The sequence below is a fragment of the Stenotrophomonas sp. SORGH_AS_0282 genome (assembly GCF_030818125.1).
Classification (GTDB): domain Bacteria; phylum Pseudomonadota; class Gammaproteobacteria; order Xanthomonadales; family Xanthomonadaceae; genus Stenotrophomonas; species Stenotrophomonas rhizophila_A.
In genome coordinates this window covers 2,092,609-2,115,656 of the sequence record NZ_JAUTAB010000001.1, presented here as the reverse complement: position 1 = coordinate 2,115,656, position 23,048 = coordinate 2,092,609, and the positions used below count along the sequence as shown (strand labels likewise).

17 protein-coding genes are annotated in these 23,048 nt (G+C 67.6%); 13 read left to right on the top strand and 4 right to left on the bottom strand.

What is annotated here, in order from left to right; translation table 11 throughout:
- Window positions 1–3 precede the first annotated feature (3 nt).
- A complete protein-coding gene (locus QE395_RS09380) occupies window positions 4–2,202 on the bottom strand; it encodes a TonB-dependent siderophore receptor (RefSeq protein WP_306988732.1) in 2,199 nt (732 codons plus the stop codon).
- Between the two features lie 518 nt (window positions 2,203–2,720).
- Between QE395_RS09380 and fusA the strand changes: the two genes are divergently transcribed.
- The 8 genes from fusA to QE395_RS09340 all read left to right on the top strand — a co-directional run bounded on the left by fusA (window position 2,721) and on the right by QE395_RS09340 (window position 12,635).
- Window positions 2,721–4,757 carry an elongation factor G gene (gene fusA, locus QE395_RS09375; RefSeq protein ID WP_306988730.1) on the top strand — a complete coding sequence of 679 codons (2,037 nt, stop codon included), beginning with the start codon at window positions 2,721–2,723 and terminating at the stop codon, window positions 4,755–4,757.
- A 109-nt stretch (window positions 4,758–4,866) separates the two neighbouring features.
- Window positions 4,867–5,787 carry a M14 family metallocarboxypeptidase gene (locus QE395_RS09370; RefSeq protein ID WP_306988728.1) on the top strand — a complete coding sequence of 307 codons (921 nt, stop codon included), beginning with the start codon at window positions 4,867–4,869 and terminating at the stop codon, window positions 5,785–5,787.
- A gap of 64 nt (window positions 5,788–5,851) precedes the next feature.
- On the top strand, window positions 5,852–6,592 hold the full coding sequence (gene modA / locus QE395_RS09365) for a molybdate ABC transporter substrate-binding protein (protein ID WP_306988725.1): 741 nt from the start codon (window positions 5,852–5,854) through the stop codon (window positions 6,590–6,592).
- A 3-nt stretch (window positions 6,593–6,595) separates the two neighbouring features.
- Window positions 6,596–7,279 (top strand): molybdate ABC transporter permease subunit, encoded by a 684-nt coding sequence (gene modB, locus QE395_RS09360; protein ID WP_068851857.1) that lies wholly within the window; start codon window positions 6,596–6,598, stop codon window positions 7,277–7,279.
- Window positions 7,269–7,937, top strand: coding sequence for an ATP-binding cassette domain-containing protein (locus QE395_RS09355; protein WP_306988723.1), 669 nt, complete (start codon window positions 7,269–7,271; stop codon window positions 7,935–7,937). The genes modB and QE395_RS09355 overlap by 11 nt, the downstream gene beginning before the upstream one ends.
- A 114-nt stretch (window positions 7,938–8,051) precedes the next feature.
- Window positions 8,052–9,476, top strand: coding sequence for a basic amino acid/polyamine antiporter (locus QE395_RS09350; protein WP_068851863.1), 1,425 nt, complete (start codon window positions 8,052–8,054; stop codon window positions 9,474–9,476).
- Window positions 9,477–9,489: 13 nt separating this feature from the next.
- On the top strand, window positions 9,490–10,917 hold the full coding sequence (locus tag QE395_RS09345) for a basic amino acid/polyamine antiporter (protein WP_306988719.1): 1,428 nt from the start codon (window positions 9,490–9,492) through the stop codon (window positions 10,915–10,917).
- A complete protein-coding gene (locus QE395_RS09340) occupies window positions 10,914–12,635 on the top strand; it encodes an alpha/beta-hydrolase family protein (protein WP_306988717.1) in 1,722 nt (573 codons plus the stop codon). Before QE395_RS09345 ends, QE395_RS09340 begins: the two co-directional genes overlap by 4 nt.
- 7 nt (window positions 12,636–12,642) lie before the next feature.
- On the opposite strand, the gene QE395_RS09335 is transcribed toward QE395_RS09340, so the two are convergent.
- From QE395_RS09335 to QE395_RS09325, 3 genes are read right to left on the bottom strand one after another with little or no spacing between them, the layout of a single operon-like run.
- Window positions 12,643–13,194, bottom strand: a complete 552-nt coding sequence (locus tag QE395_RS09335; RefSeq protein WP_218778520.1) for a YqhA family protein — start codon at window positions 13,192–13,194, stop codon at window positions 12,643–12,645.
- 12 nt (window positions 13,195–13,206) lie between these two features.
- The gene (locus QE395_RS09330) at window positions 13,207–13,701 is read right to left on the bottom strand and encodes a DUF6491 family protein (RefSeq protein ID WP_093536647.1); all 495 of its coding nucleotides are present in this window, start codon (window positions 13,699–13,701) and stop codon (window positions 13,207–13,209) included.
- A 15-nt stretch (window positions 13,702–13,716) separates the two neighbouring features.
- Complete coding sequence (locus tag QE395_RS09325) at window positions 13,717–14,178, bottom strand: glycine zipper 2TM domain-containing protein (RefSeq protein ID WP_068851874.1); 462 nt, start codon at window positions 14,176–14,178, stop codon at window positions 13,717–13,719.
- Window positions 14,179–14,490: 312 nt separating this feature from the next.
- On the opposite strand from QE395_RS09325, the gene arcA reads away from it, so the two are divergent.
- The 5 genes from arcA to QE395_RS09300 all read left to right on the top strand — a co-directional run bounded on the left by arcA (window position 14,491) and on the right by QE395_RS09300 (window position 23,041).
- Window positions 14,491–15,741, top strand: coding sequence for an arginine deiminase (gene arcA, locus QE395_RS09320; RefSeq protein ID WP_306988714.1), 1,251 nt, complete (start codon window positions 14,491–14,493; stop codon window positions 15,739–15,741).
- 73 nt (window positions 15,742–15,814) lie between these two features.
- Window positions 15,815–16,975, top strand: a complete 1,161-nt coding sequence (locus QE395_RS09315) for an efflux RND transporter periplasmic adaptor subunit (RefSeq protein ID WP_306988712.1) — start codon at window positions 15,815–15,817, stop codon at window positions 16,973–16,975.
- Window positions 16,972–20,121: a multidrug efflux RND transporter permease subunit gene (locus tag QE395_RS09310; protein ID WP_306988710.1), complete on the top strand. Its 3,150-nt coding sequence runs from the start codon at window positions 16,972–16,974 to the stop codon at window positions 20,119–20,121. The genes QE395_RS09315 and QE395_RS09310 overlap by 4 nt, the downstream gene beginning before the upstream one ends.
- Window positions 20,114–21,532, top strand: a complete 1,419-nt coding sequence (locus QE395_RS09305) for an efflux transporter outer membrane subunit (protein WP_306988708.1) — start codon at window positions 20,114–20,116, stop codon at window positions 21,530–21,532. The genes QE395_RS09310 and QE395_RS09305 overlap by 8 nt, the downstream gene beginning before the upstream one ends.
- A gap of 42 nt (window positions 21,533–21,574) precedes the next feature.
- Entirely contained in the window at window positions 21,575–23,041 is a 1,467-nt protein-coding gene (locus QE395_RS09300; protein ID WP_306988706.1) for a DcaP family trimeric outer membrane transporter, read from the top strand.
- Window positions 23,042–23,048: the final 7 nt, after the last annotated feature.

Here is a 23,048-nt window from a genome sequence, read left to right as displayed (position 1 = left end):
GGGTTACCAGCCAAACGTCGCCGTAGCCATCACCGTACGCCCGCTGCCGTAGTAGCAGGACGATACGCCGGTGCAGGTAGACACATACCGCTTGTCCGCCAGGTTGCTGGCGTTGAGCGCGAGCTGCACGTGGGTGTTGCCCTGCTGGCCCAGGTCATAGCGCAGCGCAGCGTCAAACAGGGTGTAGGACGGAATGCGGTACATGTTGGCGCTGTCGCCGTAGCTCACGCCGTTGTAGCGCGCGCCAGCAGCCAGGCTCACGCCACGCAGCGCACCGGCCTGGAAGGTGTAGTCGGCCCAGAATGAAGCGCTGTAGTCGGGCACCATGGCCAGCTGCTTGCCCTTGTAGGCCGCCGACGTCAGCATTTCCGAGTCCATCCGCGAGGCCGCACCGATCAGGCTCAGGCCCTCGATCGGCGTAATGCGCCCTTCCAGCTCGATGCCGCGCACGCGGCCCTCGTCGCCCTGGATCGAGCAGACCGCCGTGCCGGTAGCGCCGCAGTTGCGGTGGCTGGCCACGGGGTCATCGACGATCATGTCCTGCTGGCGCAGGTCGTACACGGCCAGGGTGACCAGCCCATCGACGCTGGCCGGCTGGTACTTCAGACCGGCTTCCCATTGCGAGCCGGTCACCGGGTCGAACGCGGTCTGGGTGAAGCTGTCCAATGGCGACTTGTTGGAGGGCTGGAACGATTCGGCATAGCTGACATACGGGGTCAGACCGCTGTCGAACACATACAGCACGCCGGCACGACCGGTGAACGCTTCGTTCTTGATCACGTTGTGCGCACCCGGTTGCGAGATGCCGGTGGCGATGTTGCGCGTGGCGCTCAGCGTGTCGTCCTTGGTCCAGTCATACCGACCGCCCAGGGTCAGGCGCCAGTGGCCTGCGGCCAGCTGGTCCTGCAGGTACACGCCGCTCTGCCGGTTGATGCCGGCGGTGGGTGTTTCGGTGGTGACGGTGGGCTGGTACGGGTAGTAGACGGGATCGAAGATGTCGATCGCGCGCGGGTTGGTCATCGCGCTGCGCACGCCTTCCCAGTCTGCCCGTTGCCAATCCCAGCCGAGCAGTACGGTGTGGTCCACCGCGCCCGTGCTGAAACGGGCCTGCAGGCGGGTATCGAAGGTGTCGCCGTCGGAATCGCCGGTGCCCTGTACGCCGCGCCGGTTCTGGGTGCGGCCATCGGCATTCAGCGCGCCGAAGGTGACCACGCCGCGGTACAGCGAATCCACATGGGTGCGGCGTGCGTTCTGGGTCAGGGTAAGGTGGTCGTTGAACTGGTGTTCGAACATCCAGCCGGCCGTCCACAGCGTGCGGTCGAAGGTATTCCAGTCGGGCTGGCCGATGAAGGTGCTGTTCTTCATGTGGCCATGGGGCGTGGCGTTGAGCGTGCCGGCCATTGGCAGGAACTGGTAGGTGGAGCCGCCGTCGTCCTTCTGGTACATGCCGAGCAGGGTGAGGCGGGTGCGTTCGGCGATCTGCCAGGTGTAGCTGGGCGCGAGGAACCAGTGCTCCTGCGCCGTGTGCTTGATCTGGGTGTCGCCATCCCGGTACAGGCCGACCAGACGCAGCAGGTGCGTGTTGTCGTCGCTGCCGGTGCCGATGTCGAAGGCCGCGTTGTACTGGCCGTTGGCATCCACGCCCAGGCGCAGCAGCCGCTGCTGGTCCGGGGTGGGGGTCTTGCTGACCTGGTTGACCATGCCGCCGGGTGCGACCTGGCCGTACATCACGGCGGACGGGCCCTTGAGCACTTCCACGCGATCCAGGTTCCAGCTGTCGAACATGCTGCGGTTCCACTGGCTGCCCCGCGGCGCGCGCATGCCATCCAGGGTTACGTTGTTGGCCCAGCTGCCGGCATCGAACCCACGGATGCGGAAGTCGTCCACGCGGTTGTCGATACCGCTGCTTTCCAGGCTCACGCCCGCTACATAGCGCATGGCGTCGTTGAGCGACTGCACGCCGCGCGCATCGAGTTCGGCGCGTTCGATCACGGCGACGGACTGTGGCGTTTCGGCAATGCTGGTGGTGGTTTTCGTGGCGCCACTGGTGCTGTTGGCCGCGCGGTAGGCGTTGACCTGGACGGCATCCAGATCGGTGGCGTTCTGTGCAAGGGCGACAGGAGCGGCGGCGCTGGCGATGCAGCAGGCGAGGGCAAGCAGGTTGGGGCGCAACCGGCGGAACGAAGCGGGGGAGGGGGTCATGTACTGCCAGCGTCAGGGTCGTCGCAGAGCGACGTTGACCCGCTATTTTAAGGATTCCGACACGCAATGCAATTGCGACCTATTCGCATATACTAACGGGGAGGGAAGGAGTTAAGTCCGCGTCCGCGTGATAATCCGCTCGACATGGCCGTCAGTGTTCTATCCGTGGAAGCAAAAACCGCTTGCAACCGGTACCCAGAGGTCTAGAATTCGCCGCAGATCCTCTCAACCACCGCCATGAACTCGATGCCGCTCCTGACGTTTTTTACTCGCACCCGCGCTTTCGCGGGACGGGCGCGTCTGCCTCGCGGCTCCTCTGGCGGCTGATCGGATTCGATCACCGCAGGACCCCAGACAGAGCGCCCATTGGGCGCTTTTTTCGTTTCAGTGTTCCGTAACGCCACGCACCAAGGAGAACGTGCCATGCACCAGATCGCCGAGCCCCAAACCTGGCCGCACGCCCGTTAGCCAACGGCGGCGTGCGGCTCCCTGATGTTGGCAGCAGCGAGACCCCACTTATGAACACCCAGACCCAGAACCTCCGGCGCAACCTCGGCATCATTGCCCACATCGACGCCGGCAAGACCACGCTCACCGAACGCCTGCTGTGGAAAACCGGCGAGATCCATCGCGTCGGTGAAGTCCACGATGGCGCCGCCACCACCGACTTCTCGGCGATCGAGCGCGAGCGCGGCATCACCATCGGCGCGGCCGCCGTGCAGGCGCATTGGGCGCCGCGTGGCGAACCCACCCATCACCTGACCCTGATCGATACGCCCGGGCATATCGACTTCGCCATTGAAGTCGAACGTTCGCTGCGCGTGCTAGACGGTGCGGTGGCGGTGTTCTCCGCCGTGGATGGCGTGCAACCGCAATCGGAAACCGTGTGGCACCAGGCCCGTCGCCATGGCGTGCCGCTGATCGCGTTCGTCAACAAGATGGACCGCATCGGCGCCTCGTTCGAGCGCGTGCTGGCACAGCTGCAGGACAAGCTGCAGGCGCGACCGTGGGCGCTCGGCTGGCCGTTGGGCGCCGAGAACGCCTTCCACGGATGGGTTGACCTGGTCGACCGCAGCACCGTGCAGTGGGACGACGCCGGCACGCCGACCCGCACCGCGTGGACCACCTCTGAGCACAGCGAGTGGGAGCCGCGGCGTGCGGAACTGGTGGAAGCGGTGGCCGATCACGACGAACTGCTGGCCGAAGCCTGGCTGGACGGAAGTGCGGTGGAACCCGCCGCGCTGCGCGCTGCGCTGCGCCGGGCCACGCTGGCCGGTGCCGGCGTGCCGGTGCTGGCGGGTGCGGCGTTCAAGAGCAAGGGCATTGAAACCCTGCTCGATGCCATCGTGGATTACCTGCCCGCGCCGGAAGACCGGCCGGCCGTGGTGGCCACCGAGGAGGCGGGCGAGGTCAGCCTGCCGCCGGATCCGAATGGGCCGTTGGCGGCGCTGCTGTTCAAGATCACGCACCAGCACCATGGGGCGTTGAGCTTCGTACGGGTGTATTCGGGCACGCTGAAGGTGGGCGATGCGTTGGCCAGTTCGCAGCACGCGCAGGGACGCCGGGTCAGCCGGCTGGTGCGGGTGCAGGCCGACCAGACCCACGACATCAAGCAGGCCGTTGCCGGTGACATCGTGGCGGTGCTGGGCTGGAAGGATGCGGTGAGCGGTGAAACGCTCAGTGCACCTTCGCGCCCTCTGTTGCTGGACACCATCCAGGCGCAGCACGCGGTGCTGGCGTGGCGGTTGACTGCGGAAAAGTCGGCCGACCTGATCCGCATCGCGCAGGGCCTGTCCAGCCTGGCCCAGGAAGACCCGTCGTTCCGCGTCGAAACCGAAGCGGACAGCGGCGAAACCCTGGTCTGGGGCATGGGCGAGCTGCACCTGGAAGTGATGGTGGAACGGCTGCGCACCGAGTGGAACGTCAACGTCCGCACCGGTGCGCCGCGGGTGGCCTACCAGGAAACGCTGAAGCAGGCGGTACGTGGCATCGAAGGCAAGGTGGTCAAGCAGACCGGCGGCCAGGGCCAGTACGCCCGGGTGGTGCTGGATGTCAGCCCCCGCGAGGACGGCGAGGTGCATTTCGTCGACCGCACCGTAGGCGGGGTGATCCCGCGCGGTTTCGTGGCGGCGGTGGAGAAGGGCGTGCGGAGCGCGCTGTCGGAAGGGCCGCGTGGCCATCCGGTGGTTGGCATCGAGGTGGCGCTGGTCGATGGGCAGACCCATGCCAAGGATTCGTCCGACATGGCGTTCCATCGCGCCGGTGCCGAAGCGGTGAAGGCCGCGCTGCTGCAGGTCGGAACACGCCTGCTGGAGCCGGTGATGGAAGTGGCCATCCACGTGCCGTCGGTGAATGTCGGTGACGTGGTCGGCGACCTCAACCGCCGCAGTGGTCGCATCGCGTCCATCGAGGACCAGGGTGGGCGTGCGGAAGTGGTGGGCTACGCGCCGCTGGCGCAGTTGTCCGGCTACACCACCTCGCTGCGCTCGCTGACCCAGGGCCGCGCATCCAGCGACATGCGCTTCAACGGCTACGAAGAGGTGCAGGCTGCTTGAACGCTGGAAGGAAAAGGGGGCCGGAATTCTCCGGCCCCCGCTCAGCCACGCAGGGCGTGGCTCTACCGGCAACCCTTTACAATGGGGGCATCTGCTTCAGGAGCTTCCCATGACCACCCCCCATTTCTACCCCGTCGGTACCCCCGGCCAACCCTGGGGCGATACCGAGCGCGCGGAATGGCGCGCGCGCCAGGTCGTGCAACGCCACTACGCCGACGACGTGGTCGCCGCCTTGAATGCGCTGCCCGATGCACTGGAAATCGTCCAGTACGGCCAGCTTGAATCCATCACCGACACCTACCCGCTGCTGCTGGCCAAGACCCGCAACTGGAACCCGGCGCTCCCCACCGCACTGGTCACCGGCGGTGTGCACGGTTACGAAACCAGCGGCGTGCACGGTGCACTGCAGTTCCTGCGCGACCACGCGCAGGAGTACGCCGGCCGCATCAACCTGATCGTCGCCCCCTGCGTGTGCCCCTGGGGCTACGAACGCATCCAGCGCTGGAACCGCGATGCGATCGATCCCAACCGCAGCTTCCGTGACGGTGGCCGCATTGTTGAAACGGCCTCGCTGATGCACTGGGTCGCCGCCCGCAACGACGACCTGCTGGTCCACCTGGACCTGCACGAAACCACCGACAGCGACGCGCATGAGTTCGACCCGGCGCTGGCCTCGCGCGATGGCAAGCCGTGGCACCCGGAAACGATTCCCGACGGCTTCTATGTGATCGGCAACAGCGAAAATCCGGAACCGGCCTTCCAGCGCGCCCTGATCGCCGCCGTGGCCCCCATTACCCACATCGCCCCCGCCGACGCGCAGGGCAACCTGGTCGGGCTGCCGTTGCAGTCGCCGGGCGTAGTGTGGGGCGAATCGCGCTCGATCGGCGCCTGCGCGGGGTTCACCAGTGCCCGCTTCGCCACCACCACCGAGGTGTACCCGGACAGCCCGCGGACCACGCCAGCGGAGTGCAACGCCGCACAGGTGGCTGCCGTGCGCGCCGGGTTGGACTTCGCCCTGCAGGCAGGGTAACGGTCTTCGCGCGGCGGGCATCCCGCCGTGGCTATCATCGGGGCAACCCTCCGGGAGCTGACCGATGAAACGATTGCTTTTCCTGCTGCTGATGGTGGCCGCGTTGCCGGCCACCTCCGCCGAACTGACCGTGTCGGCCGCATCCAGCCTGACCGAAAGCTTCCGTGACATCACCAGCGCGTACGAGGCGGCGCATCCAGGAACGAAGGTCGATCTGAACTTCGCCGCTTCGGGCGTGCTGCTGCAGCAGGTTTCGCGCGGCGCGCCGGTGGATGTACTGGCCACTGCCGATACCGAAACGATGGCCCAGGCGGCGAAGGGCGGACTTCTGGAAAACGATTCGCGCCAGATCTTCGCCACCAACCGGCTGGTGGTGGTGGTGCCGCCGGGCCGCAGGGATGGCCCCGCATCCTTGGCCGCGCTGGCAGGGAAGGGCGTGCAGCGGGTGGCGATCGGCAATCCGGACAGCGTGCCGGTGGGCCGCTATGCACGCGCCGCGCTGCAGGACGCGGGGTTGTGGGAGGCGATCACCGCCAAGACCATCACCACCCAGAACGTGCGCCAGTCCCTGGATTACGTGGCACGCGGCGAGGTGGATGCCGGCTTTGTCTACGCCAGCGATTACCAGGCCACGCCCGGCCGCGTGGTGCGTGCCTTCGACGTGCCGCTGAAGACCCCGATCAAGTACCCGGTGGCGGTGATCAAGGACAGCGCCCGCGCGGCGGAAGCGCGCCGTTTCGTGGCGTTCGTGGTCTCACCGCAGGGCCAGGCGATCCTGCGCCGCCACGGTTTCGGCGCGCCCTGATCGATGGCGCTGGACTGGTCCGCGCTCTGGTTGTCGCTGAAGGTGGCCGGCTGGGCCACGGCGATCAACCTGGTACTTGGCGTGGCGCTGGGCGCGCTGCTGGCGCGGCGCCGTTTCCCCGGGCGTGAGCTGCTGGACACGCTGCTGACCCTGCCGATGGTGCTGCCCCCGACGGTGCTGGGGTATTACCTGCTGGTGGTGATCGGGCGCAACGGACCACTTGGCGCATGGTTGCAGTCCAGCTTCGGCATCAACCTGGTGTTTACCTGGCAGGCGGCGGTCATCGCCGCTGCCGTTGCCTCGCTGCCGCTGGTGTTCAAGCCGGCACGCGCGGCGTTCGAGGACGTGGACGGGCAGCTGGAGCAGGCTGCGCGCACGCTCGGTGTCTCCGAGTTCGCACTGTTCCTGCGGGTCAGCCTGCCGCTGGCCTGGCGCGGCATCCTGGCCGGGCTGCTGCTCGCATTCGCGCGGTCGATGGGTGAGTTTGGTGCCACCTTGATGGTGGCCGGCAGCATTCCCGGGCGCACCCAGACCCTGTCCATCGCCATCTACGAAGCCGTGCAGGCGGGGCATGACGACACCGCCAACGGGCTGGTGATCCTCACCTCGGTGGTGTGCATCCTCATCCTGCTGGCGGCGGCGCGGCTGGTCGGCGGGCGCCGCCGGGAGATGCGCGATGTGGCTTGAAGTGGATATCCGCCGCACGATGGAGGCACCCGGCCAGCGGTTCACGCTGGACGTGCAGCTGCAGTGCAGCCAGCGGCAGGTGGTGCTGTTCGGCCCCTCCGGCGCGGGCAAGAGCCTGACCCTGAAGGCCATCGCCGGCCTGCTGCGACCGCACGATGGCCATGTCCGGCTGGGCGGTGCGACGCTGTTCGACGCCGCGCAGGGCATTCACCTGCCACCCCAGCAGCGCCGGTTGGGTTACGTGTTCCAGGATTACGCCCTGTTCCCGCACCTGACCGTACGCCAGAACATCGCGTTCGGCCTGCGTCGCGGCTGGTTCAATCCCCGGCGACGTGAGGCCGACCCCGAGGTGGAACGCTGGATGGCGGCACTGCGCATCGAGCACCTGGCGCAGATGGTTCCCTCCCAGCTGTCGGGCGGACAGCGCCAGCGCACGGCGTTGGCACGGGCGCTGGTGACACGCCCGCAGGCGCTGCTGCTGGACGAGCCGTTTGCCGCACTGGACCACGCGTTGCGCGATCACCTTCGCCAGGAACTGCAGGGCGTTCTGGAGGCCACCGACATTCCGCTGCTGCTGATCAGCCATGATCCGGTGGACGTGGCGATGTTCGGCCAGCAGGTGGTGGAGCTCGTTGACGGACAGGCAAAACAACGCTGAATACCGCTGAAAACACGCTCCGATGACGGTTTCCGGATAGTGGCAAAGCACTCACGTCGAATTGACGATTTGCTCTCCATCCTGAATGCTCCAGCCTGCCAGTGGACGCCTGCCATGTCCTCGAACGTCGTGAAGATGACGCGCACGCAACTTACCGCCATGGTGGTCGGCGGCATGATCGGCGCAGGTATTTTCTCCCTCCCGCGAACCTTCGCCGGTGCCACCGGCCCACTGGGTGCGGTGGTGGCCTGGCTGATCGCCGGCCTGGGCATGTACACCCTGGCCCGCGTGTTCCAGCTGCTGGCCGAGCGCAAGCCGGATCTGGACGCCGGTGTGTTCGCCTATGCGAAGGAGGGCTTCGGCGACTACCCCGGGTTCCTTTCAGCATTCGGCTACTGGATCGGCAGCTGCATCGGCAACGTGTCGTATTGGGTGCTGATCAAATCCACCCTGGGCGCGTTCTTCCCGATCTTCGGCGATGGCAATACCGTTGTTGCGATCCTGGTGGCCTCGGCCGGCATCTGGTTGTTCCACTTCATGATCCTGCGCGGTGTGCAGCAGGCCGCGGCGATCAACAAGATCGTCACCATCGCCAAGGTCATCCCCATCGTGGTGTTCCTGGTGATCATGGCTTTTGCCATGAAGATGGACGTGTTCCAGTTCAATTTCTACGGCGGCGGGCTGGAAGGCGGCATCTTCGAACAGGTGCGCGCGACCATGCTGGTCACGGTGTTCGTGTTCCTCGGCATCGAAGGCGCCAGCGTGTACTCGCGCTACGCCAAGGAGCGCAAGGACGTGGGTGCGGCCACCATCACCGGCTTCCTGGTGGTCACCACGTTGATGGTGCTGGTGACCCTGCTGCCGTTCGCGGTGCTGGAGCGGGCCGACATCGCCGGCATGCGCCAGCCCTCGATGGCCACCGTGCTGGAAGCGGTGGTGGGCCATTGGGGCGCGGTGTTCGTCAGCGTCGGGCTGATGGTGTCGGTGCTGGGCGCCTACCTGGCGTGGTCGCTGATCTGCGCCGAAGTACTGTCGGCCGCGGCGCGCACCAAGGACATGCCGGCCATCTTCGCCCGTGAGAACGCCAATGGGGTGCCGTCGGCGGCACTGTGGGCGACCAACATCATCATCCAGCTGATCGTGATCACCACCTACTGGTCGCGCGATGCGTTCTCGCTGATGCTCAACCTGACCAGCGCGATGTCGCTGATTCCGTTCCTGCTGGTGGCCGCGTACGGGTTGAAGATCACCCGGCGCGGAGAGACCTACAACGAGCGCCCCAACGAACGCGGGCGTGACCTGACCCTGGCGATCCTGGCCACGATCTACACCGCGTTCCTGCTGTACGCCGGCGGCATCAAGTTCATCGTGCTCTCGGCGGTGCTGTATGCACCGGGCAGCCTGCTGTACTTCTGGGCGCGGCGCGAGCAGGGTGAGAAGATCTTCACCAAGGCATCGGACTTCATTATTCTCGCCGTGGCGGTGATCGCTGCCATCGTGGGCGTGTACTGGATCGCAACGGGTTACATCCAGATCTAAGGACCATGCCGCGATGAGCCCCGCCGTGGGTAGCCGCAAGCTGTCGCTGCTGGAGCTGAGCGCGCTGGTGGTCGGCTCGATGATCGGTTCGGGCATTTTCGCGTTGCCCGCCGCCTTTGCCGCCAACACCGGGGTGAACGGCGCGCTGCTGGCCTGGGCGATCGCCGGCACCGGCATGCTGATGCTGGCCTTCGTGTTCCAGTCGCTGTCGCGGCTGAAGCCGGAGCTGGACACCGGCATCTATGCGTATGCGAAAGCAGGCTTCGGCGACTACGCCGGCCTGCTTTCGGCGGTGGGCTACTGGCTGGGCTGCTGCCTGGCGGACGTGGCCTGCCTGATCCTGATCAAGGCCACCCTGGGCCAGTTCTTCCCGGTGTTCGGCGACGGCACCACGGTGGTGGCGATCCTGTCCGCCTCGCTGCTGCTGTGGGGCTTCCACTTCCTGATCCTGCGCGGCATCAAGGAAGCGGCGCTGATCAACACCATTGCCACGGTGGCCAAGCTGGTGCCGCTGGCGGTGTTCATCGTGTTCCTGGTGCTGGGCTTCCGTGCGGACGTGTTCGCGCTGAACCTGTGGGGCGGCGAGCCGCCGGGCGCCGGCACGCTGTGGCAGCAGACCCGCGGCACGCTGCTGCTGACCGTGTTCGTGTTCGTGGGCATCGAAGGCGCCAGCGTGTACTCACGCCATGCGCGCCGCCGCGAGGATGTGGGCATTGCCACCGTGGCCGGTTTCCTGGGCGTGCTCTGCCTGCTGGTGATGGTCACCATCCTGTCCTATGGCATCCTGCTGCGCCCTGACCTCGCCGCACTGCGTACCCCGTCCATGGCCGGGGTGATGGAAGCCATCGCCGGGCGCTGGGGTGCGTTGTTCATCAGCATCGGGTTGTTGATCTCGGTGCTGGGCAACTACCTGTCCTGGTCGCTGCTGGCCGCCGAAGTGCTGCACTCGGCCGCGCTCAACGATGCGATGCCGCGCGCGCTTGCCCGCGAGAACCGTGCAGGGGTGCCGGACGCCGCGCTGTGGCTCACCAACGGCGTGATCCAGACCTTCCTGCTGGTCAGCTGGTTCGCCGACTACGCCTTTACCCTGGCGCTGAAGATGACCAGCGCGATGACACTGGTGCCGTACCTGCTGGTCGCCGCCTACCAGCTGAAGCTGTCGCTGGGCGCCCAGGGCGGCGTCGATGCGCCTGCCCATGCACGGATGCGCTGGATTGCCGGCATCGCCACGGTCTACGCCGCGTCGATGCTGCTGGCCGGCGGCAGCCGCTACCTGCTGCTGTCCAGCCTGTTGTACGTGCCCGGGTCGCTGCTGTTCTGGGCCTGGCAGCGCCACCGCGGCATCGCTTTCCGGCCGCTGGAGATGGGGGTGCTGTTGCTGCTGTGCGCGATGGCGGTGGCGGCGATCGTCGGCCTGGCCAGCGGCTGGCTGCGCCTGTGACCGGGTCACCGGCCAGCCCGTCCCGCGCCCTGCTGGCGCGCCTGACCGCGCCGTATCGCGGCCCGCTGTGCCGTACCGGGCAGGTGCTGGGCGCGCTGTTGTTCATTGCCTCGCTCACCCCCAGCCTGGTGCCGCGTGGTTACGTGGCGCAGGGCCTGTTGTCGGGTGTCTGCTTCGGCGTGGGCTACCTCATCGGCGTGGCGCTGGCGGCCGTGTGGCGGCGCCTGATGCTGCCCGAGCTGGGCCGTGGACGGTTGCAGCAGGTCCTGCGCTGGCTGCCGTGGGTGAGCCTGCTGGCCTGTACGCTCACCGTGTGGTGGGTGCGCCCCTGGCAGGATTCGGTGCGCGCGGTGATGGGCCTGCCGCCGATGGACGAAAGCTTCTCGCTGCGGCTGCTGGGAATCGCGCTGGCCGTGTTCGGTGTGCTGCTGGTGCTGGGCCGCGCGTTCGGCTGGGTGGCGCGCCGGGTGGGGGCGTTGTCGCGGCGGGTGATGCCGGCCCCGGTGGCGCGCCTGCTGGGCATCGTGGTGGCGGCGGTGCTGTTCTTCAACATTGCCAATGGCGTGCTGCTGCGCGGTGCGTTGCATGCGGCCGACGCCTCGTTCCGCAAGGCCGATGCGTTGATTCCGCCCGATGCCATCGCGCCGACACGCCCGGGTGCGACGGGTGGGCCGGGCTCGCTGGTGGCCTGGGAACAGATGGGCCGGGCAGGGCGCGATTACGTGACTGCCGGCCCCGATGCGGCGGACATCGCCGCGTTCACCGGAAAACCCGCGCTGCAGCCGATCCGGGTGTATGCCGGGTTGCCGGCGGCCGCCGATGCCCGTGCACGTGCGCGGCTGGCCCTGCGCGAGCTGCAGCGCCAGGGCAGTTTCGAGCGCGCCAACCTGGTGGTGATCACCCCCACCGGCACCGGCTGGGTCGACCCGGCGGCGGCGGACAGCCTGGAATACCTGCTGCATGGAAACGTGGCCAGCGTGGCGGTGCAGTACTCCTATCTTTCCAGCCCGCTGTCACTGATGGTCGAGCCGGAGTACGGCGAGGAGACGTCGAGGCTGCTGTTCGCCGAGATCTACGCGTACTGGCGTACCTTGCCGGTGGAAACCCGGCCGCGGCTGTTCGTGCACGGATTGAGCCTGGGCGCGATGAATTCCGAGCGCTCGGTGAACCTGTTCGACATGATCGACACGCCGATCGACGGCGCGTTGTGGAGCGGCCCGCCCTTCGCCACCCGCACCTGGCGGCAGACCACCAACCAGCGCAACCCTGGTTCGCCCGAATGGCTGCCGGTGTTCCGTGACAGCCGCGCGGTGCGCTTCATGAACCAGGGCGGCAGCCCGGTCCCGGCGGAAGCACCCTGGGGGCGGATGCGGGTGGTGTACCTGCAGTACGCCAGCGACCCGATTACCTTCTTCACCCCGTATGACGCGTGGCGGCAACCGGACTGGATGGCCGAACCACGCGCACCGGACGTGTCACCGGCAGTGCGCTGGTACCCGCTGGTGAGCATGCTGCAGCTGGCGCTGGACATGCTGCTGGCCGACCGTACGCCAATGGGCTACGGGCACGTCTTCGCGCCCTCGCACTACATTGCCGGCTGGCAGGCGGTACTGGGCACGCCGGGCTGGAGCGCGGGCGACATCCGTCGGCTGCAGTTCCTGCTGGACCCGCGCCGTCGCCAGCAGATCGAACAGCGGCGCAGTGCCGCCGGCGGCTGAGCAGCGCTCAGGGCTCGCGGGGTGGGTGCGGCATGCGGGTCTGTTGGGACAGGCGTTCGATGATCGCGAGGATGAGGGCCGACAGCAGCAGCATGCCGTGGATGACCGACATCCAGCGCAGCACCTCCGGCTCGACCACCAGGCCTTCCTCCAGCTTCATGAAGATCCGCAGCAGGGCGATGGCCGAGATCGCGATGATCGATCCCATCAGCTTGGTCTTCATTGCGCCGAAGTCGACCGTGCCCATCCATGCCGGCCGGCGTTCCTGGCCGGAATCGATCCGGGTCACGAAGTTCTCGTAGCCGGCCAGGGTGACGATCAGCAGCAGGTTGGCCACCAGCGACATGTCGATCAGCGACAGCGCCAGCAATACCGCGTCAGCTGGACCAATATTGGCGATGTTCAGCACGTAATTGGCCAGTTGGCGCAGGAACACGAACAGCAGCAGCAACAGCGCCACCACCAGCCCGAAATAGAACGGCGCCATGATCCATCGCGCATCGAACAGACTGCGCGATACGTTGCGGCGGAACAGGCCGCGCAGGCGCTCCATCGGCATGGCACTCCGTCCTCAGTCGTCGAACCGATCGGACACGTCCGGACCGGTGTCTTCCACCAGGTCGGCCGGGCGGTCACCGTAGATCGTGTTGCGCATCTCGCGGCGCGCATCGCGGATCGCGTTGCCATCCAGCGGGCGGATCCGGATGATGCGGCAGGACTGCGGCATTGCCACGCTCGCGGTCCGCGGGATCACGCTGTCCCAGCGGGCGTTGACGGTGCCGAACGAATTGGTGATCTGCACCGTGTGGGCGATGGACAGCCCGGTGCAGCGGCCCCGCAGCTCCAGCAGGTGCCCGCGGCTGGGGCTGGTCCACACCGCGAGCGCCCGGTCACCCAGCGGCGTCCACTGCGTCTGGCGGACGAAGCGGGCCAGCTGGAAGGACGCTACTGGCGGCCCAGCATGTTGCACGTAGAGATTGAAGCGTTCCTGGGTGGTCATCGTGGGCGTAGTGGCACACCCGCTGAGGGTGGCCACGGCGAGCAGTGTCATCAGCAGGTGGCGCATGACGGTTCCTTCGTGTCAGCGGGTGACGCGGGTAGTGGCGCCGTCGCTGGAGACCCGCACGCGGTCGCCCACGCGGTAGTCGTTGGGGTTGCCATCCTGGACCACGGCGACGGTTCGGCCGTTCTCCAGCTGCACGGTGATCTCCACGCCGTTGCGTGCACTGCGGGCAAGCGCGTTGCCGGCGGCCCCGCCTGCTGCCGCACCTGCAATGGCGCCAATGGTGTTGGCACGGCTGCCACCACCGATGGAGCTGCCAGCCACGCCGCCGATGCCGGCGCCGACGATGGTGGCCACGCCACGTGAGTCATTCTGGATCTGCACCGCCCGGATGGACTGGACCGTTCCCATCTGCACGTCCTGGGCACGCCCGACCTCGGAGCGGTTGAACGTGCTGGGCGTGGTGTGGGTGGCGCAGGCGGTCATGAACAGGGCCGATGCCAACAGCGCCGTCGCGGCGCCTGCCTGGGAAAGTTTCATCGTGTGTCTCCATCAAATGAATGCGCGGGACTGCGAAGTGGCCAGCCGTCCTGGCCCTGGAATGTGCTCCATGGAGCAGCGATTAACTACGCGACCGGTAACGGCGATGTGAAAGAAATCGCGGCGCCAACCAGTGCAACACATTCAGCATTTACGGGGCTTTTTGCTCACTATCCAGATTCCGACGCTCACGTGGGTTTTACCTTTTCGGGACTAGTTCTGCACGCAACGAGAGCACATCCCGTGGCCGCCGCAATGACAGGCGGAGGCTTCGCTTTCCCTGTTTGTTTTCGCGAAATGGAGAGGCCCGCAATGTCCAGTGCAACTGTCTATGGCGTTCATTCCGAAGTTGGCGTCCTCAAGAAGGTGATGGTCTGTGCGCCTGGCATGGCGCACAGCCGGCTCACGCCCCGCAACAAGGACGACCTGCTGTTCGATGACGTGATCTGGGTAGACAACGCCAAGCGCGATCATTTCGATTTCATGTCCAAGATGCGCGCCCGTGGCGTGGACGTGGTGGAGATGCACGATCTGCTGACCGAGACGCTGGAGCTGGACGAGGCCCGCAACTGGATCCTGGACCACCAGATCAACGCCAACGAAGTGGGCGTGGAATTCATGACTGAAGTGCGCGCCTACCTGCAATCGCTGTCGGCGCGGCAGCTGGCCGAAACCCTGATCGGCGGCCTGAGCGTGTTCGACCTGCCGGACGACTTCGCCGGCCCCACGCTGCAGGCCGCGCGCGCCCAGCCGGACATCGTCGGCTACCTGCTGCCGCCGCTGCCCAACACGCTGTACACCCGCGACACCACCTGCTGGATCTACCAGGGCGTGACCCTCAATCCGCTGTACTGGCCGGCGCGGCATGAAGAAACCATCCTGACCACCGCGATCTACAAGTTCCATCCGGATTTCACCAAGGCCAAGTTCCCGATCTGGTTCGGTGACCCCACCGTGGACCACGGCAATGCCACGCTGGAGGGCGGCGATGTGCTGATTCCGGGCAATGGCATCGTGCTGATCGGCATGAGCGAGCGCACCTCGCGCACCGCCATCACCCAGCTGGCCCAGTCGCTGTTCAAAAACGGCGCGGCCAAGCGGGTCATCGTGGCGGTGATGCCCAAGCTGCGCTCGGCCATGCACCTGGATACGGTGTTCACCTTCGCCGACCGCGACGTGGTGACCGTGTTCCCGGGCATCGTCGACCAGATCCACACCGTATCGCTGCATCCCAGCGACAAGGCGCCCGGCTTCGAGATCGTGTTCGAGAAGAAGCACTTCAACGACGTGGTGGCCGAAGCGCTGGGCTTCAAGCAGCTGCGCATCGTCGAATCCGGCGGCGACCGCTATGCGGCGGAGCGTTCGCAGTGGGACAGCGGCAACAACCTGGTGGCGATGGCGCCGGGCGTGGTGGTGGCCTACGACCGCAGCACCCAGACCAACACCGACCTGCGCAAGCAGGGCATCGAAGTGATCAGCATCGTCGGGGCCGAGCTGGGGCGTGGCCGCGGTGGTGGCCACTGCATGACCTGTCCGTTGATCCGCGACGCGGTGAGTTTCTAGACGCTGCGCCGACATTTCCCGTCACGGCGGTCGGTCCTGCGCCGCTGCCGTGCGAACCGCGGAGGCCGGAAGGATGCAATCCCCTGGATGGATGGCGCGTGCATGGCTGTTGGCGGCGGTTGCGCTGGCCGTCGGCTGTGGGCGGGGTGGTGGGCCTGACGGCGGCGAGCGACCGCCCACGCTGGTGGCCGTGGAAGTGGTCAAGGCACAGGCCGTGCCGAACCTGGTGGAACTGCCGGGGCGGGTCGAAGCCAGCCGCTCAGCCGAAGTGCGTGCGCGCGCCGATGGCATCGTCGAGCGCCAGCTGTATGTCGACGGCACCGAGGTCGAGGCCAACGCGCCGCTGTTCCAGATCGATCCGCGCGACCTGCAGGCACGCCTGCAGCAGGCGCGTGCGTCACTGGCCTCGGCCCGAGCCGCCAAGGCGCAGACGTCTTCGCTGCGTGCGCGGCTGTCAACCCTGGTACAGCGCAAGGCAGTGAGCGTGCAGGAATACGAATCGGCGCAGGCCTCATTCCGCCAGGCCGATGCCGCGCTGATGGAAGCGCAGGCGGCGGTGGACCGCGCCACGCTGCAGCTGGACCATGCCACGGTACGCGCGCCGATCAAAGGGCGCACCGGTCGGGCCCAGGTCAGCGAAGGCGCGCTGGTAAGTGCGGCCGCAGCCACCCTGCTGACCCGGATCGACCAGGTCGACCCGGCATTCGTGATCTTCAATCCGTCCAACATCGCCATGAACGAGCTCGAGCGCGGCGTCGCCGACGGCCGCATCGACGTGGGCGACGACCACCGGGTGCAGGTGACCATCCTGCTCGACGGCAATGTCCGGCTGCCCGAAGCGGGCGTCGTCGACTTCAGCGAAACCGCCATCGACCCGGCCACCGGCAGCCGCACGCTGCGTGCACGCTTCGCCAACCCCGATGGCCGGCTGCTGCCGGGCCAGTTCGTGCGCGGCATCCTGGCCATCGGCAGCATCCGTAACGGCACCAGCCTGCCCGAGCGCGCCATCCAGGTGGGCGAGGACGAAGCCACGGTGATGCTGGTCAATGACGAGAACGTCGCGGTGCGCCGCGCGGTCACGCTGGCCGGGCAGGCCGGCGGACGCTGGGTGGTGCAGTCGGGCCTCACCCCCGGCGACAAGGTGATTGTCGATGGCTGGCACAAGATCCAGCCCGGCCAGCCCGTGGCGATCCAGCCCGACGCAGACCCCAGGGCGAAGGCCAAAGCCCCATGAGTGGCTACTTCGTCTACCGGCCGGTGCTGGCGTGGGTGATCGCGCTGTTCGCCATCCTGTTCGGCGGCATCGCCCTGGTCAGCCTGCCGGTGGAGCAGTACCCCGACGTGGCGCCACCCTCACTGAGCATTTCGGCCACCTTCGTCGGTGCCGACGCGCAGACGCTGGACCGTACCGTGACCTCGGTGATCGAGAACGAACTGAGCGGCGTGGACGATTTCCTGTTCATGATCTCCACCAGCCGTGCCAATGGCACGGCGCAGATCCGGGTGACCTTCCGCAGCGGTACCGACCTGGATATCGCCCGGTCGCAGGTGCAGGACCGCCTGGCCCGGGTCGAGCCGCGGCTGCCCGATGAAGTGCGGCAGATGGGCGTGCGGGTTACCCAGGCCAGCAATGGCTTCCTGATGCTGATCTCGCTACAGTCCGACAAGGGCCGCTATTCGGCGCTGGAGCTGGGCGACTACGCCAACAGCAACATCGCCGACGAACTGCGCCGCGTGCACGGGGTGGGCGACGTTACCCTCTTTGGTTCCAGCTACGCGATGCGGATCTGGCTGGACCGCGAGAAGCTGGTCAGCTACGGCATCTCGCCCGGCGAAGTGATGGCGGCGGTGCGTGAGCAGAACGCGCAGACCGCCGGTGGTGGCCTGGGCCTGCAGCCGACCACGCCGTCCACCGAAACCACCGCGCAGATCGTCATGCGCGGGCGTTTCAGCACCCCCGAACAATTCCGCCAGGTGATCATCCGCGCCACCCCGGGCGCTGCCACCGTGCGGCTGGGCGATGTGGCGCGGGTGGAACTGGGCAACGACAACTACGCCTTCAACCTGCGTTTGAATGGCCAGGAAACCGCCGGCCTGGCGGTTTCGCTGGCCACCGGCGCCAATGCGCTGTCCACCGCCACGGCGGTGCGCCAGCGCATGCAGGACCTGGAAACCAGCTTCCCGGACGGCATGCAGTGGACTACCCCGTTCGACACCACGCCCTTCATCACCGAATCGGTCAACGGCGTGGCGGTGACCATGCTGCAGTCGCTGGTGCTGGTCTCCATCGTGGTGCTGCTGTTCCTGCAGAGCTGGCGCGCGGTGTTCCTGCCCACCATCGTGGTGCCGGTCTCGCTGCTGGGGGCGTGCCTTGGCCTGCTGGCGTTCGGGGTCTCGATCAACCTGCTGTCGCTGTTTGCGATGGTGGTGGCGATCGGCATCCTCAACGATGACGCCATCGTAATCGTCGAGAGCGTCGAGCGGATCATGCGCGAGGAGGACCTGCCACCCCGCGAAGCGACCGCCAAGGCCATGGGGCAGCTGTCCGGCGCGATCATCGCCACCACGCTGGTGCTGCTGGCGGTGTTCATTCCTATGGGGTTCTTCCCGGGTTCGGCCGGCGGCATCTACCGCCAGTTCGCGGTCACGCTCAGCGTATCGCTGGTGGTCTCCACGATTCTGTCCCTGACCCTGGCCCCGGCCATCTGCGGTGCAATGCTGCGCCCGGCCAAGGAACAGACAGGCAAGGGCGGACCCGGCCGGCGGTTGTTCAGCGCCATCAACACCGGGCTGGACAAGAGCAGCCGCAGCTACGCTGGCTGGGTGGGCAGCATGCTGGTGCGCCCGTGGCTGTGGATCGGCGTGTTCGTGGTGGTCACGCTGATCACCGGCCTGCTGTATGCGCGCCTGCCGGGCGGCTTCCTGCCCACCGAAGACCAGGGCTACATTTTCGTGGCGTACAACGCCGCTCCCGGCGCGACCATGGAGCGCACCCGTGCCGCGGCCGAGCAGGCCGAGGCGATCCTGCGGCAGCAGCCGGAAGTGCGCAACGTGGCCACGGTGATCGGCTTCAGCTTTTTTGGCCAGGGCCAGGCGGTGGGCATGTCTTTCGTGGACCTGCACCCGTGGGCCGAGCGCAGCGGCAGCGAGCGAAGCGCCATGTCGCTGGCCGCGCGCATGAGCGCGGCGTTCACCCGCATCCCGCAGGCGCAGGTGTTCGCGCTCAACCCGCCGGCCATCCAGTCGCTGGGCAACGCCTCCGGCTTCAGCATGAAGATTGAAGACCGCAGCGGCGTAGGCGGTGCCGGCTTGAGCGCGGCCGCCATGGGGATCGCGGCGCGGGCCGCGGCCAACGACCGGCTCAGTGGCGTCCGCCCGGAGGGCATGCCGCGCGCCCCGCAGCTGTTCGTGGATATCGACCGCACCCAGGCGCGTGCGCTGGGCGTGCAGTTGTCGCAGGTCAACCAGGCGCTGGGCATCATGTTCGGCTCGGCCTACGTCAACGACTTCGTGCGCCAGGGCAACGTGCTGCGGGTCTTCATCCAGGGCGATGCCGAACAGCGCATGCGCGCCGAAGATGTGTCCGACCTGCGGGTGATCGGCAGCAACGGCCAGTCGGTGCCGTTCTCCGCATTCGCCACCACCCGCTGGACGGTCGGCGAACAGCAGGTGGAGCGCTACAACGGCTTCCTCTCGGCCACGGTGTCGGGGCAGGGCGCGCCCGGCGTCTCCAGCGGCGCGGCGTTGGTGGAGATGGAGCGCATCGCCGACGAGGTGCTGCCGCCGGGCATGCGTCACGAGTGGACGGGCACCGCGCGTGAGGAGCGCGAAGCGTCGGGGCAGGTGGGCATGCTGCTCGGCCTGGCCTTCATCGTGGCGTTCCTGCTGTTGGCCGCGCTGTACGAAAGCTGGGTGACTCCGGTGATCGTGCTGCTGGTGGTGCCGCTGGGCATCCTCGGCGCGGTGGTGTTCACCGCCGCACGCGGCATGTCGGCCGACGTGTACTTCACGGTGGGCCTGGTCACCATCATCGGCCTGGCCGCCAAGAACGCGATCCTGATCGTGCAGTTCGGGCTCGACGAGGAAGCGCGCGGCGTGCCGGTGCGCGATGCGATCCTGCAGGCCGCGCAGCAGCGCCTGCGGCCGATCCTGATGACCAGCCTGACCTTCATCGTGGGCATGGTGCCGCTGGTGATCGCCACCGGCGCCGGCGCGGCCAGCCGCCAGGCGGTGGGTACCGGTGTGCTGGGCAGCATGCTCAGCGCCACCCTGTTCGGGATCTTCTTCACCCCGCTGTTCTACTTCCTGCTGCGCCGGCGTGCGCGTCCGCGCACGGTCGATCCCGCCGCGCCCGTACCGAAAGAGGACACCGATGCGTAGCGGCCTGTTCTGGCGGCTGGGCGCGGTGCTGGCGGTCTGCCAGCTGTGCGGCTGCAACCTTTCGCCCACTTACGTGCGGCCCGATGCACTGGTTCCGGACCGGTTTCCGTCGTCTGCTGCCGAAGGGGCGTTGGCACCGGGCATTCCGTGGCAGAGCTTCTTCCACGACCCGGTACTGCGCGACCTGATCGGCAAGGCGCTGGTGTACAACCGCGACCTCGCCGGCGCGGCTGCGCGGATCGAACAGGCGCGCGCCCAGTTCCGCATCCAGCGCAGCCAGCGCCTGCCCGGGCTGGATGCCAGCGCCTCCGGCCAGCGCCTGCGCACACCGCTCAGCGCCGCCGACGGCGCGCCCCGGGTCACCGTCGACAGCTATGGGCTGCAGGTAGGCATCCCGTCGTTCGAGCTGGATTTCTGGGGCCGCGTCGCCAACCTCAACGAAGTGGCGCGCCGCCAGTACCTGGCCACCGAGGAGGCCCGGAACACGGCGGAACTGTCGCTGGTCGCCAACGTCGCGGCCAGCTACTACGCCGTACGCGCCAGCGACGAAGGCATCGTGCTGGCCGAGCGGTCGCTGGCCAGCCGTAACGAAACCCTGGAACTGGCCCAGCTGCGCATGGATGCCGGGCTGACGTCGTCCATTGATTTCAACCAGTCCTATGCGCTGGTGACCCAGACCGAACTGCAGCTGGCGCAACTGCGGCGCACCCAGGGCCAGGCGCTGCAGCTGCTGCAGTTCCTGGTCGGCGCGCCGCTGCCGCCGGCACTGCCGCCCGGGCTGCCGCTGGATCCCGACGCGCAGCTGACCCGGCTTGATCCAGGGCTGCCCTCGGCGCTGCTGGTAGCGCGCCCCGACGTGCGCCTGGCCGAACACCAGCTGCGTGCCGCGAACGCCAACATCGGCGTGGCGCGGGCGCTGTACTTCCCCATCATCGCCTTGACCGGCGCGGGCGGCTACGCCTCCAACGAGCTGTCCGGGCTGGTCTCGGACAGCAACCGGGTGTGGTCGTTCGGGGCCGGCGCGGTGTTGCCGCTGCTCGACTGGGGTGCCCGCCGTGCGCGCGTTGACGGGGCCAACGCCGCCCGCGACGAGCGGGAGACGGCCTACCAGTCCACCGTGCAGAACGCCTTCCGCGAAGTTGCCAGCGGGCTGGTGGCCGCCGAACAGAACGACCGGCAGATCCAGGCGCAGATCCGCGCGGTGGAGGTGCAGCAGGCGCTGGTGGTCACCGCGCACGACCGCTACGACGTCGGCCTGACCCCGTACCTGGAAGTACTGGATGCCGAGCGCAACCACTTCGCCGCCGAACAGAACCTGCTGCAACTGCGCGCAGCCGCGCTGCAGGACGCGGTGAACCTGTACGCCGCACTGGGCGGCGGCCAGGGCCAACGGGAGATCCCCGTCGACTGATTCCCTTTCGTGTTCCCGACTTCCCAGCGAGGGCCGTTTTCCATGCGCATTCCCACCCGAACCCTCTGCCTGGCCGCCGTGCTGCTGCCGGGCGCCGTCGTGGCCCAGACCCGCGACGCTTCCCAGGACGCGGAGATCCTGCGGCTGCGCCAGACCGTGGACATGCTCACCGCGCGGATCCAGGCACTCGAATCCGGGCAGGCCAATGCGCCGCCAGCGGCGCCCGGCACGGCCACGCCCACCGCGCCAGTTTCTGCCGCGGCGGCTGCGCCGGGCGCGGTATCGGTGCCCGCCGCACCGCTGGTCGCGGCGTCGCCTGCGGCGTTGAACGTGCCGCCGTCGCCGCTGCCGGCCCGCGAGACCTTCGACGAGGACGAGCAGGCGTCGGCCCGCGTGGACAACGAAGTGCCCCCGGGCGATGAACTGGAGGGCTTCTTCCTCATCCCCGGCACCGGCACGTGGCTGCGGCTGGGTGGCTACGCCAAGCTGGATGCAATGTTCGACAGCGGCGATGCCGGCGACAGCGACCAGTTCATCACCTCCGACATTCCGGTGGACGGCGGCCGCGACAGCACCCGCTTCAACATGCACGCCCGCCAGACCCGGCTCACCCTCGAGGGCCGCCGCGATACCGGCGCAGGGCAACTGCGCTTCCTGATCCAGAACGACTTCTTCGGCTCCGGCGGCAGCTACGGCTACCGCCTGCGGCATGCGTGGGGGCAGCTGGGCAACACCTACGTGGGCTTTGGCTGGTCGGCCTTCATGGACCTGGATTCGGGCCCGGATACGCTGGATTTCGCCGGCCCTGGCGCATCGCCGTCGGCGCGCGTGGCCAGCATCCGCCAGTACTTCCCGCTGGGCAACGGCAACCAGTTCATCCTCGCGGCCGAGCATCGCGCGCCCGAACTGCAGTTCTATGGGGCCACCCAACGCTCGCGCACGGCCGCACCCAACCTGGTGCTGGCCGCCCGGCATGAAGCGGACTGGGGCAGCCTGCAGGCGTCCGGCCTGCTGCGGTACCTGGCCTACGATTCGGCGCAGGACAGCAATGAGGGCAGCGACAGCGCCACCGCCGGCGGGCTGGCCCTCAGCGGCACCTGGGGCTGGGGCGACAATGGCGACTACATGGTGTTCGGTGCGCTGGGCGGGCAGGGCATCTCAGCCTTCATCGGCGATCTTGGCGGGTTGAACCTTGATGGCGTGGTCGATCCCCAAGGCGACCTGCAGGTGCTGCAGCAGTACGGCGGATGGCTGGGCTACACGCACCACTGGTCGCAGCGCTGGCGCACCACCGTGACCTACAGCCGGCTGTACCTGGAACGTGACCAGCTGCTCGACCCGACCGTGTTCCGCCGCAGCGATTACGCCGCCGCCAACATCATCTGGCAGCCGGCGCCGAGCTGGAGCTGGGGCGCGGAGTTGCTGTACGGCAAGCTGCAGGAGCAGAGTGGCGCCAGCGGCGATGTGTTCCGCCTGCAGACCGCGCTCAAGTACGACTTCGTGAAATAGGAGACGT